Source organism: Paenibacillus contaminans (genome assembly GCF_003285015.1).
Lineage (GTDB): Bacteria > Bacillota > Bacilli > Paenibacillales > NBRC-103111 > Paenibacillus_V > Paenibacillus_V contaminans.
In genome coordinates this window covers 13623-26663 of the sequence record NZ_QMFB01000039.1, presented here as the reverse complement: position 1 = coordinate 26663, position 13041 = coordinate 13623, and the positions used below count along the sequence as shown (strand labels likewise).

Annotated in this window: 8 protein-coding genes; 1 reads left to right on the top strand and 7 read right to left on the bottom strand. The window is 51.6% G+C overall.

The genetic code is table 11. The features are described from left to right. Nucleotides 1–40 precede the first annotated feature (40 nt). The 6 genes from DQG23_RS36710 to DQG23_RS42685 form a co-directional block, all read right to left on the bottom strand. Nucleotides 41–919, bottom strand: a complete 879-nt coding sequence (locus tag DQG23_RS36710; protein WP_113036018.1) for a carbohydrate ABC transporter permease — start codon at nt 917–919, stop codon at nt 41–43. Between the two features lie 23 nt (nt 920–942). After that, nucleotides 943–1785, bottom strand: coding sequence for an ABC transporter permease (locus DQG23_RS36705; protein WP_113036046.1), 843 nt, complete (start codon nt 1783–1785; stop codon nt 943–945). A 252-nt stretch (nt 1786–2037) separates the two neighbouring features. Next, nucleotides 2038–4236: a helix-turn-helix domain-containing protein gene (locus DQG23_RS36700; protein WP_113036017.1), complete on the bottom strand. Its 2199-nt coding sequence runs from the start codon at nt 4234–4236 to the stop codon at nt 2038–2040. A 585-nt stretch (nt 4237–4821) separates the two neighbouring features. Beyond that, a complete protein-coding gene (locus DQG23_RS36695) occupies nt 4822–5976 on the bottom strand; it encodes an HD domain-containing protein (protein WP_146762458.1) in 1155 nt (384 codons plus the stop codon). A 535-nt stretch (nt 5977–6511) separates the two neighbouring features. Beyond that, a complete protein-coding gene (locus DQG23_RS36690) occupies nt 6512–10519 on the bottom strand; it encodes a leucine-rich repeat protein (RefSeq protein WP_113036015.1) in 4008 nt (1335 codons plus the stop codon). A gap of 76 nt (nt 10520–10595) precedes the next feature. After that, the gene (locus DQG23_RS42685; RefSeq protein ID WP_192894685.1) at nt 10596–10970 is read right to left on the bottom strand and encodes a hypothetical protein; all 375 of its coding nucleotides are present in this window, start codon (nt 10968–10970) and stop codon (nt 10596–10598) included. Between the two features lie 37 nt (nt 10971–11007). On the opposite strand from DQG23_RS42685, the gene DQG23_RS36680 reads away from it, so the two are divergent. Further along, on the top strand, nt 11008–11196 hold the full coding sequence (locus DQG23_RS36680) for a hypothetical protein (RefSeq protein ID WP_113036045.1): 189 nt from the start codon (nt 11008–11010) through the stop codon (nt 11194–11196). A gap of 380 nt (nt 11197–11576) precedes the next feature. On the opposite strand, the gene DQG23_RS36675 is transcribed toward DQG23_RS36680, so the two are convergent. Next, entirely contained in the window at nt 11577–12617 is a 1041-nt protein-coding gene (locus DQG23_RS36675; RefSeq protein WP_113036014.1) for an aldose 1-epimerase family protein, read from the bottom strand. Nucleotides 12618–13041: the final 424 nt, after the last annotated feature.

Below are 13041 nucleotides of genomic sequence, written 5' to 3'. Positions count from 1 at the left end.
TTCTTGCTTTTAAGATACGAATCATGCCGGACGAAATCGACTACCCTTTGACCGAACCGAGCATCACCCCCTTGACAAAATGCTTTTGCAGAAACGGATACGGCAGCAAGATCGGCAGCGTAGCCAGTAAAGTGGCCGCCATTTGCACGGTTTCACCCGGCGGCGCATACTCCGTAGGAATGTTTAAAGAGGCTACCGGGTCGCTGACGATGACAATTTGCCGGAGTATCACCTGAATCGGCCATTGGGCCGGATCATTCAAATACAAGATCCCCGTAAAGTAGCTGTTCCAATGCCCAACCGCATAGAATAGTCCGAACGCGGCAAGCGCCGGCTTGGAGAGCGGCAGCATAATTTTGGCAAAAATCTGTATATCGTTCGCCCCGTCGACGATCGCCGCTTCATTGAGTTCTTCCGGGATACTTTGAAAAAATTGACGCATCACGATCAAATGAAACGAACTTATCGCAACCGGAATAATGAGCGCCCAAATCGAGTTGAGCAGCCCGGTCTCTTTCACGACCAGATAGGTCGGAATCATGCCGGCGGAGAACAGCATCGTAAACACAACCAGAAACAGCATCACGCGCTGCGCGACGACCGGACGGGACAGCATATACGCGAACGTCGCGGTGAAAAAAAGATTGATGATCGTCCCGACTGCTGTAATTTCCACCGTAACAAACAGCGAACGAACGAACCGGGGCGATTCCAGAACAAAATGATAAGCGTCGAGAACGAATGATCGCGGGATCAGCCTGAACCCGAATTGCAAAAAGTCCCGATAGGACGAGAACGATATGGAAGCAGCATATAGAAACGGGAACAGCATCGCAAACGCGATCAGAAACAAAAGCGTGTAATTGAACCAGTCGAACCCATCGATACCTTTGTTGCGGCGTGTGACTTGTACGCTCATCGGCGGTCATTCTCCTCCTTCTATCAATAGACCCCTTCCTCACCCATCCTTTTCGCCAGCATATTGGCCGCGCCGACGAGAATCAGCCCGACAACGCCTTTCAAGAGCCCCACCGCCGTAGCAAAGCTGTAGTCGGATTGCTCGATGCCTTTGTAGAACACATAAGTATCCAGCACTTCCCCGCTCGGCCGGTTGAAAGGATTAAGCATCAGAAAAATTTGCTCGAAGCCTACATCCAGCACGCTGCCTAACCGTAAAATGAGCAAGATGATAATCGTGCTGCGAATGGCGGGCAATGTAATATGCCATGCTTGACGCCACCGGTTTGCACCGTCCATGGTCGCCGCTTCGTACAACTGCGGGTTCACCCCTGCAAGCGCCGCCAAAAAAATAATCGTCCCCCAGCCCGCTTCCTTCCAGATGACCTGTAAGACGATCAAAGGCTTAAACAGCGCAGGCTCGGTCAGGAACGGAATCGGAGCCATGCCGAAGCTGTCTTTCAACCATTGGTTGATCAAGCCGTCGCCCTTCAGAAAAAAGATGAAAATACCCGAAACGACGACCCAGGATAAAAAATGCGGCAAATAAACGACGGATTGGATGATCCGCTTATATACCTGATTGCGGATTTCATTCAACAGCAGCGCCAGCACGATCGGCACCGGGAAAGCGAATAGGATTTGCAAAAAGGAAATCAACAGCGTATTCCACAGCACCTTCAACACTTCCGGCTCGGAGAATATCGTATGAAAATGCCGCATCCCGACCCATGGGCTGTCGAAAAATCCGAGAAACGGGCTATAATCGTTAAATGCGATCACAAGTCCGAACATGGGGGCAAACCGGTAAATTAGAAAGTACAACATACCCGGCACCCCGATTAGCAGCAATAGCCAATCTTTACGCAAACGTCTGGCAACCACGTTCCCTCACCTCCTTCCTCATTGTCGTTCTTGTTGATTCCGCCTCAGCATATCGCCGTAGAGAATAAATCACAATTTTCATTTCAACGATCCGCCCGTTTTTGAAGACAAATAATCTTGCGCACAAGAAAAACCCGCGCAATCGCTACGATTTCGCGGGTTTCTGCAGAGGGATCCCCTGCCTGACGGTATCGGTTACACTTCCTTACGAGACTTTTTCCGGTAATAGCCGGGAGCGTCGTTCGTCATCTGCTTGAAGCCGCGGGTGAAGTTTTGCACGGAAGCGTACCCCAGACGCTCGGCGATTTCTTTGATCGGCATCTCCGTGTTGGACAACCATTCCTTCGCTTTCTCGATCCGGTAACGAAGGATGTAGTCGCTGAACGATTCGCCCCTTTCCTCCCGAAACAACCGGCTTAATTGCGGCGGCGTCACCTGAAACGTATCGGCCACCTGCTGCAAGGACAAGTCGCTTTCGAAATGCAGATGAATATACTGAAGCACCTGCTGAATCAGCTTGGTCCGTTTCGGGATATTGGCATCCTGCAGCGCATTCGCGACAAGCGGAAATACCGTTTCCCCGAACCAGCGTTCCGTCTGCTGCAATGAGGACATCGCGAGCAACTGCTTATACAATTCCTTCGTATCCAGCCGTCCCCCGTCTTCATTCCATTCCCGCACCAAACGATCGAATTCGCCGATCAAATAAGCGAAGGTGCCGAGAACGGACTCGGCATTATGCATATACTGCGGAATCGCTTCGACCAGCTTGGCCAAATATACTTTCGCTTCTTCCTGATCGCCTTTGGTCATCGCGGAGACGATTTGCTTCTTATGCTCGATGAACGAGTGTTCGGACGTTCCTGTCGGCATCCGGATGGAATCATGCTCGATCAGCGAATCGCTGCCGAGCAACAGCCGGTAGCCCAGAAGCTCCGCCGCCTCTTGATAAGCTTCGCTGATGCCTGTATAGTCCAGGATTGCACGGCTGAGCGCCACGGTGACCGGCAGATGAAAATAGCTGCGAATATTGCCGCGGAATTCCGCAGCCTTGCGGCGCACAGCCTCATCCGCCCGTTCGCCGGCATCGTCCGTTCCGATCAAAACCGCGACTTGATTCGGCAGCGGCGCTACCGTAGCGCAAGAGAACTCGTTTTCGCACAGCTCCTCCAGCATTTTTCGAAGCGCATAGATCATTAAGGAACGGTCATTTTCTTTATATTTTTCCTTAAATACCGCGAAATCGTCCATTTCCACCAGGCAAACATAAAATCGCGAACCGTTCAGCGGAAACCCGTAACGTTCCGTTTTGGCGCGTATTTCATTGCCCGACATTTCCCCTCTTACAAGTTGAAGGAATATCGAGTCCCGAAAATAAGGCAGCTGTTCCCGGAATTCGCCCTGCACCTTTTGCTGCATTCGTTGAATGGGGGAATATAGCCGGTTTGAACCGAATAACGCCAAAAGCAAAGCCAGACCGGTCAGCAAACCGGCTGCACCCAATGTATATTTGCGAACATCCGCCGCTTTTCCGGTTAATTCTTTATACGGTGTAATGGCAATATAGGACCAGTCATTGTAGGCGGATTTAACCGATGCCACATGATAGTCCTCGTTGTTGACGGATACCTTGCCGGTAGCATCCTCCTTGGATGCCTCCCGGAACATGTACAGCTCCGATGCCGGTGTTAGACGGGAACCGATCTCCTCGGTATTCTGGCTAAAAACGATCGTCCCCCGTTCGTCTGCTATTAGAATTTTCCCCTTATGACCCAGCTGGGCGCGATCTAACATTCCGTTTAACAAAGTGGGGTTTACATGAAAAATCAGTATCCCGTTCGGGCGATCCGTATAAAAAGTCGGAATCGGACGAAGAACCAGCAGTTCATGCTGGCGGTGGCCCGTTTCTGGAGGAATAACCACCATGGAGTTAAACTGGACACCGATCGTCTTCAACAGATCGCGGTATGGAAAATCGGTTAAATTGATAAAACCGTAACGTGTCGAATACAGTTGGTCTTCCTTCAAATACATAAGGGAAACGTCGAATTGGATTTCATGCGTACCGCGTATTTTCTGGATCGCATCGATCGCCATAAAAGTTTGCCCCAGATCGTTGCTGATCGGACCGATTTCTACCGACTTTTCAATAATGCTGCTGTCGGCAAGTTGAATGGAGGTTTTGTCCATACTCTTCAAAAACTGGTCGAATTGAAATTGAATCTGGCGCAAAACCATCTGATGATTGCGGTCCACCTCGTGCTGAACGATCTCGGCCGCATTGTACGAGGAGAGCATGCCCAGAATAAGCACGGGAATGATACTTACCAACACGATAATGAATAGTAATCGTCGTTTAAAGGAAGAATTCCGCAGCTCCCACGTGTAACGCATAATGCCCTCATCTCCTGCTGAAAACGATCGCAATTCATAATGTCATATCTTATCACTACAATGTTTTTATGTCACCAACATGGATAAACGTCCATGGCCCGTCGGGCTACAGACGGAGATGAAATTTTAGCCCGCCGTGGAACGGACATTTTAGCAAAAAAACGGCTGAAGGGAGAATTGGTGCGCTTACCGGGAAATCGAACGATCATCGGAGAGTCCTTCGCCCAGACCCTAACGCCAATCAGTTTAGCCGACATACCTATTAATTCTCAATTGTCATTTCGCACATGGACGCGATTGTGAAGAATAATAATTTTGCGCTGATGAAAAAAAGCCTCACTTAAAGTGCTAAATATTCGGTGAAAATAAAGTTTTAGACTGGAGTCTTTGATTTAATGCGGTTTTTGAATTGATTAATCGTCAGCTTTTGAAAAATAAGTTTTACACTGATCCATTTAAAAGAAGCAGCGGCGGACCAAGACTTGAAAAATAAAGTCTTAGACTGCCGCTGTAGTCACTCAAGTAATGTACCCGTTAGCGGAACAGGCTGCCGTCAATTTCGGCAGCCTATTGTCATTGGAGAGACTATCCTAAATAGTAAAAATATTTTTTAGGTTTGTAAGTTGAGTGCTGCTTAATAGTTTGCGATTTTTCACAAATATCAACTAATCGTCCTGATTTATCCAAAACATAAATACCTGCCCGGTAACAAACATACTTTTCATCTTGCGTAAAAAGCTGAGATGTATATGGATCCGTTAACTTAATATGTTCTACTAAATCATCATTTAGTTCTATCCACTTAATAGAAGCTTCTATGCTAGATATGTACTTATTACTTAGTTCCGACATCACTAAGTCTCTGTTTTCTGACCAATCTTGTACAATATTAAAAATAACCTGATCATTTAATTGGAGGTAATTATCTAAGGTCCAATATTCACCGACGAATAAAGAGGTTAATATTGCAGGAAACTTATCAAGTTCTTTATGTTCAAATAGATATTTTGCTCTTCTAAATAAGAGTTTCAATAATACGTCTTTACCGATAACATCTGGATGATTAAATCCTTGTTCGAAAAGCTTTCTTTTAATAAGTATAAATTTCTCTACTTCTTGAATAGCATTTGAGTCCAATACCAACTTTCCCGAATGGAAGTGTAACCCTCCAATAAGTCCTTCTAAGCTATATGGTTCTTGGCTTATTTCAGAGAAGTATAAGTCTCTTAGGTGATAATCTAATTTATCAGCACCAATCTGAGAGAAGAGCAATTCTTCAATTAGTGGATACTCCCCTGTTCGTTCAATTACTGCGATTACCGCTTCTAATAATCCTGTAGATCCCGATAAGATACTGGAGATCTCAGCATTCTCTCTTATTATTCTTACTGTCCATTTTTCATGGTGAATGTCAGTAATGTGTTCAAAGCAGTGTGAATAAGGACCATGTCCTATATCGTGCATTAGGGCAGATATTAAGGCTATCTCGATCTCATTGTCAGTGAATAACATGTCATTCTTTGTAAGTTGATTTATCATCTTCCGCATATTTTCATAAACACCTAGTGAATGGGAGTAACGATTATGAGTAGTATTGGAAAGTAAAAAATAAGTATTTCCTTGTTGCTTTAATCCCTTCAATCTTTGGAATGCCGAAGCTTGTATCAAATCATTAATGACATTATCCGTAATAATAATATTCTCATGTACTGGATCTAAAATCATGTTTGCTCCTTCCACTCAGTGTTACATCCAATTAACACTCCCACACGACTTTCCGTAAGGCATTGTTACCTGGCGGGGTCGTTGATTTATCACTATTATACAATACCACATATTGGAACTATCCTGCCCGTTACTTCAATCAACTTGCCCAGGAGACACAATTGATACTTGATAATATCCCATCTTATTTCGTTAAGGCGACCTGTCGGGAATGAGATAATGTTCTTGTCAATTTCGGGAATGGGATAAAGTTCTTGTCATTTGGTTTTGACAAGAACTTTATCCCACAAACACAAGAAGCCGCTATTTACGCGGCTTTTAATGAGATATTGTTCTTGTCACCCGACAATTCTTAACTCTTTCTTTGACGATGCGGCAGGATTCACTTCAAGTTACGGCCTGCTGATTTGCTCGCACTCCCGCAGGAGTTACTTTGTCACGGGGTTTCAACCTTTGGCTCTCTCCATCAGTTGCCTGTTGTGCCCAGCTTTGCTAGGCGCGCGAGAAGTAAAAGAGGGCCCCCGGGCCCTCTTCAGAAGATGATCATCGCTTATTCCACGAATCCGATCTCGCGCAACAACCGCTCCAGCATAACCGCCGCTTGCGCGCGTGTCGCCATGTCGGCCGACGCGAGCCGATAGGCGCCCATGCCTTGGATCCAACCTGCGGCAACAGCCGTAGCCATCGCATCGACCGCCCAAGGTGAGAGCTCCGCGGCATCGACAAACCTTCTCAGCACGCTCGCCGCCGCGCCGGACCGCGCCGTCTCCCCGGTTGCGATCGCGCGCGAGTTCGCCAGCATGACGGCCATCTGCTCCCGCGTAACGGCTTCCTCCGGCGCGAAGCTCGACTCACTCATCCCTCGGACGAGCCCGGCCTGGACACCCGCTTCCACCACGGACGCATACCAGGCACTTGCCGTAACGTCCGCGAACACATCGCCCGAAGCAACCGGCTGGACGCGCAATCCGAGCGCCCGCACGAGCAGCGCCGTAAATTCCGCGCGCGTAATGGCGCGATCCGGCGCGTACGCCGTATTCGACACGCCGCTGACGATCCGCTTCGACGCCATATACTCGACCTCTGGGGCCGCCCAATGCGCCGACATGTCGGTGAACCGAATCGGCTCCGCTTCCATCACCGCGTAAATACTATTGTGCGGCATCCGCATCACCATCTCCGAGCGCTCGTCGCCGAGCCGCGCGGCGACGGTCGGAACGAAGGTGAACGTCCGTCTCTCCGAATCATACAAGACTGCCATCACATTCCGCTCGGCCAAGCCTTCATCCAGAACAATCGACTTCACCATATACACGCCGCCGAAGTCGGTCACTTCCAGCTCCTGCCCGCCGCCCGATACGAGGAGCTGGAACTCAATCGCATCGCTGAGAAGCTTCATGCCCTGCTCACCCGCCGCTTGCGTCAGCGCGGCCAGCTCCGCGCCCGCCACCGCCCGGATGACGATGTTCACCACCAAGCCGTCCACGTCTGTGCCGAACTGCGTAGCCAGACATTCCAGATCCAGCACATTCACTTCCAGCTGGAAGCTCGAGCCGTTCAGCCGCGCCTCGAACACGACGTCCGAACGGACGGCCAGCGTATCGCGCAGCGCTCCCGCAGGCAGCTTCAGCTGGACTTCAGACGCCCGTTCGTCGATCACGATCCGGACAAGCGGGCGCTCCGCCAGTTCCAGCAGCTTCGGAATTTGCTTCTCGACCTCTGCGGGCAGGATCACCTTTTCCACGATTGTGCCGTCCTCTTGTTTAACCTCCTTGATATCCCGAGGGCCGACGCGGATCACAATGACGCCGCCCTCGAGCTTCACCTCAGTCTTGGGCTCCGGCTCGGAAGCAGGCTCCTCTGAAGGCTCATCAGGCTCGTCCGGACCTGGCGGCGGAACGATATTGGCAATGGCGATCGTCTCCACCGCTTCGTTCCCTGCCTCGTCGCGCGCGTAGACGGTGTATGTGCCGTTCGTGCTGACGGTGAATCGGTCGGTCAACGCGGTGCCGCCATCGACGAAGAAGGTCGCCGCATGCGTGCCAGCCGCCCACTTCAGACTCACGATCCCGCTCCCCGTTCCGTAGGCGGCAGCCGTCACCGTCACCGCCCCGGTCGTCCGTCCCGTCGGACTTGCCGTCAGCTGCACCGTCGGCGCCAACCGATCGATATTTGCAATCGCTATCGTCTCCACCGTCTCGTTCCCCGTATGGTCGCGCGCGTACACGGAATACGTCCCGTTACCGCCCACGGTAAACTCCTCGGTGAACTCTTGCCCGCCGCCGCCGGCAAAGAAGCTTGCCGCCCGCATGCCGTCCGCCCAACGCAGACTCGCGATCCCGACGCCGCGGTCATACACGTCCGCCGTCACCGTCACGTCCCCGTTCGTCGGCCCCGACGGATTCGCCGTCACATCCACCGTTGGCCCGACACGGTGAATGTTCGCGATTGCGATCGTCTCCACCGTCTCGTTCCCCGCTCGATCGCGCGCGTACACCGTGTACGTGCCATTGCGGTCCACCGTAAACTCCTCCTCGAACACGCTCCCCCCGCCCGCGAAGAAGGCCGCCGATTGCGCGCCTACCGCCCACTTCAAGCTCTCGATTCCGCTGTCCGCATCATATACGTCAGCGGTGACGGTCACGTCCCCGTTCGTCGCGCCCGCCGGACTCGCCAACAATTCGAGCGCCGGGGCCGTTCGTTCCACCTGCAGCACGACGTCGTATTGTGCCGTGGAAGCATCCGGCGCCGTCACATCCACCACGATTGTCTCCGTCCCCACATCGAGGACCATAGGCGCCGCGCTCGCCCCGTACGAAACCGTCACCCCATTGATCTTCACTTCCGAAAATGGCACCGCACTCTTCGCCGTCGCCACGACGGAAGCCGCATTCGTCCACAATCTGAACTCTCGCTCGTTCGGATCGAAGGTCAGCCCCGGTATATCCAGCTCCAGATTCGCCAGCTCAGCATTCGATGACGCCATGAACGGGACGCCGATATTCTCGGCGAGCGTCTTTGCTGTAGAAGGATCCTCACCATATATGGCAATATCCCAATTAATGGCGAAGGCGTTACCGGCAATATCGGTATTCGGATGGAGAAACATCACGTAAGCGATTCGATTGCTCCAGAATGCCCCACTTTCCACATGTGTGACACTCGCCGGAATGATCAGCTCCTCGAGTGAACCATAGGAGAACGCGAAGTATCCGATCCGCTTTGCCACGCCATCCTCGATCGTCAGCTTGGTCAGCGGATTGTTTGCGAACGCATGCCGGCCGATCAACGCGATGTGCCCTGGAATCGTGAGCTCCGCGAGCGCATTGTATCCGAACGCACTCTCGCTGATTTCCGTGACCGTGGCCGGAAAGTGCACCTCGGTCAGTTGATTGTGTTTGAACATATCCTTGCCGATCGTCGTCATTGCGTCCGGGACGGTCAGCCGGGTCAATCGGTTTCTAAGGAATGCCGCCTCTCCGAATGTCGTCACGCTGGCAGGAATCGCAAGCTCCGTTAGTTGATTGTAAGCGAATGCCTCTCTGCCGATGGACGTTAATGTGTTTGGCAAGACCATCTCATCAATCTGATTGTTAGCGAAGGCACGCTCGACAATACTCGTCACCCCGGGTTCGATCGTCAGCCGGGTCAGCTGATTTACTTGGAACGCCTCTCTCCCGATCGTCGTTACCGTCCCCGGGATCGTCAGCTCCGTCAGTTGATTGTTCTTGAACACTCCCTCCTCGATGGTCGTCAGTCCGCTGGAGAGCGTCAACTCTGTCAGCTGATTTTCTTTGAACGCCTCCATCCCGATCGTCGTTACCGTCCCCGGGATCGTCAGCTCTGTCAGTACATTGCGATGGAACGCTCCTATGCCGATGGTTGTCACCCCATTGCCGATCGTCAGCTGCTCCAGATCATTTTCCTGGAATGCTTGTCTCCCGATCGTCGTTACCGCGTCTGGAATGGTAAGATTCGTCAATTGATTGTGATAGAACGCTTCTTCGCCAATCGTCGTCACGCCATCGCCAATCACCAGCTCTGTCAGCGTATTTTCTCGGAACGCTCGTGCGCCAATGGCTGTTACGTGATCCGGAATGACTAATTCGGACAACTGATTCAAGTAAAATGCCTCATCGGAAATCGACGTGACGCCGGCCGGAATCGTCAGCTCCTCGATTCGATTCTGTTGGAACGCACTTGCTCCAATGGACGTGACCCCGTTCGGAATCGACACCTCTATCAGTTGGTTGCTCCGGAACGCAGAGGCTCCGATCGACGTCACCGTGTTCGGGATGGTCACCTGTGTGAGCGACTTCCTAAAGAATGCACTCTCTCCAATCTCGGTCACGTCCAATCCGCCTAATTGATCGGGAATGACGACCTCCCCGCCCGCTCCTGTATAGCTGGTGACTCTCGCTTTTCCGCCACCGATATCCTCATATTCGAAGCCGTCCACGGCGGCCTCGGCGCTTGGTGCCGGGGCCATCGACAAGATGCCGGACAGCATCAGCGACACAGCCAGAATGAGCATGCATGATTTACGTAAGAGATACATAATTCCCACACCTTCCTATTAGACTTGACGGACCAGCTTCCAGTCTATCAGATGGCTATGAAAGAACTATGAAAGATTACCGTCTCTCCACTTGAAAACGAAGCACCGTCCTCAACCTAGCAGACTCCGTCAAGCTGGCCGGCTCCTCGTCCAGATTCGTCCTGTCCGTCGGGAGTTTCGTCCAGTCTACCAAATCCCACACGCCCTCGAGCGTCAACACCGTGTACTCGTAGTAGCCGGCCGGCACATCGTCGCTTCTGTAGGACATCTTCACCGCGTAGGCAAAGCTGTACAGCGCTTCCGTCGCCTGGGCGAACGGCTCGCCGTTCGGGTCTCCGGAGCCGTCGATCATGAGGAAGTTCATTACCGGCAAGTGAGTTGGAACAATAGTGAGCAGCCGAGGATGAAAATAAATCACATGACGCAGCACGCTGTTTATGGAAAATCGCATTCGACACATATTCATCATGAAGAAAGGAATGAAGACAATGACGAAATTATCTTATAGTGGTTTAAAATACGGAGAAAATAATGTGGAAGTAAAATTATTGGTAGATATACAAAATGATTGGATTGAGATAACACATACCGAAGAAGTGTCTCAAGTAATGAATAAATCAACAGGTGAACATATCGTAGTACATCGAAATACTTTGAAATTCGATGTTGTTTCATAATATGAGACATTGAACTGGAATCTACGAGACGCTGCCATATTGGCACTTCCGACACTCTTTCCCGGCCTTGGAGAGCAGCCTCCGGTTCACCATAACCTCTTTCTTTCCGCGGGGTGTGTCGGGAATATTCCAATCAAAAACAAATGTTAAACACCTTTCTTGTAATTCCGTTTGTTGGTGATAATTATTCGGCGAAATGATTAAATTATCCTGCCCGTTCAGCACCGCCATGTCAGCCTAATACTTTATTTTCCCAGTCTACAACTATAATTTCCGAGTCAAATATATTCTTCAGTCTAATGGTTTATTTTTCTTTTAACACTAAATCAATAAATAAGCCTCCATTCCCATAAACCGTGGATTTTGGAAGCTTATTTACTCTAAAGCACCTTTAGCTCCAGCTCCAATTCATAGGTCACGCTCTCCCCGGGGCCGAGCATAACTAACCTGCCTGCCTCCCGTTCGGCTGCTCGTCCGAACGTCAGGCAGTTAGCCGGTTCGATGCCGAGCACATGGAGGCCGGCGCCGGGCATGCGCCACTGCACAAGCTGCGGCAGATTGGCCGTATGCCAGCTCAAGCGCGCCTCCAGCGGGAGCGAAGCCAAGCCGTTTGCAACCGGAAACTGCGGGTTCCGGATCTTCGCCGTAATCCGTTCGCCCGGAACGATGCGGTGAAACAGCACCTGCTCGGCAACGTTCGGATCCGGCGCCTGCCATGTTCCGTACTCATCGGCGCGCGAAGCGGCATCGCGCATCGAATATCCCTCCGAGGGCAGTTCAATCGTCGTTTCCTCCGCAAGCAGCGGAAACCCGAAGTTGAAATGGTACATCATCATATGCGGAGCAGGTGCGAAGCCGGCATTTTCCACAACGTCCCGGATGCGGATACGGTTATCGCCGAGTTTGCTGGAAATGTCGCGCGTCATCCGCAAATGGTTGCCGGCCATCGCGGTTTCCTCAACGATTCCGGACACGCACATTTCGTACTCGTCGCCGATCCATTCTCCTCTAGCCGCTACTTGCTTGGCCGGGAGGTGATGCGCGCGGCCGTGCAAGCCCAGCTTTTCTCCGTTATCTTCGTTCGGCGCCCCCGCCTGCGTTAAACCGCACGTCATCAACAGCCCGCCCGAAGCCGTGCGCAGCCATTCGGCCCCGCGATCGTCATAGTAGGCCGGATGCGCATCCCCGTTCGCGGCCTGCCAGCTGATCGGCACGCCCGCAAACTCCGTGAGGGAAATGTCCAATCCCTTCATCGGGCTGACGTAGTAGGAAAGCCCGGCGCCGGTATTGACGTGGATGAGCTCGACATCCGTTTCATGCCCCTCCAGCCGTTTCAATCTTTGAACGCCGCCGATTTGCTCCAGCCGGCCTACCCGCGCTTCAAGCTCGCGCCGCGTCCATTGCTTGCCGAATAGCTGCATAGTTGCTCCTCCTAGAAAAGCTAATTGTATCAAGCGTAAGCGTGAACGCCGATGCGTAAATTGATCGATTCGCATTCGGTTCGTACTCGTATCGTATCGTATCGTTTCGTTCAGCCGCTTCTTTAGCGCTCACAGCCTTACGGGGTTACTGAGCGGTTATTATGACTTACATATTGCCATGCCGCACCCAAAAATGTCCAGAATGAAGTTAACGGGACATCGAATTACCCGTCGCACCCTAACATAACGTGGTTAACCGTTAATGCAGCTAACTTCACGGTTTTCATTGATGACGCTGCCGAGGGGTATCTCACAACCGCTTTCCAACTATCGGCCGGCAAATCAAAAACCCGCCGATTCACAACGAACCGGCGGATCTTTTTAACGCATATGCGGCGAGATGCCGCCATGCTAAGCTGCACCG

Excerpts from the sequence above, each read along its gene's own strand:
- DQG23_RS36675 (WP_113036014.1), bottom strand. The coding sequence starts at position 12,617 with ATGCAGCTATTCGGCAAGCAATGGACGCGGCGCGAGCTTGAAGCGCGG.
- DQG23_RS36680 (WP_113036045.1), top strand. The coding sequence starts at position 11,008 with ATGACGAAATTATCTTATAGTGGTTTAAAATACGGAGAAAATAATGTG.
- DQG23_RS42685 (WP_192894685.1), bottom strand. The coding sequence starts at position 10,970 with ATGCGATTTTCCATAAACAGCGTGCTGCGTCATGTGATTTATTTTCAT.
- DQG23_RS36700 (WP_113036017.1), bottom strand. The coding sequence starts at position 4,236 with ATGCGTTACACGTGGGAGCTGCGGAATTCTTCCTTTAAACGACGATTA.
- DQG23_RS36710 (WP_113036018.1), bottom strand. The coding sequence starts at position 919 with ATGAGCGTACAAGTCACACGCCGCAACAAAGGTATCGATGGGTTCGAC.
- DQG23_RS36690 (WP_113036015.1), bottom strand. The coding sequence starts at position 10,519 with ATGTATCTCTTACGTAAATCATGCATGCTCATTCTGGCTGTGTCGCTG.
- DQG23_RS36705 (WP_113036046.1), bottom strand. The coding sequence starts at position 1,785 with ATGTTGTACTTTCTAATTTACCGGTTTGCCCCCATGTTCGGACTTGTG.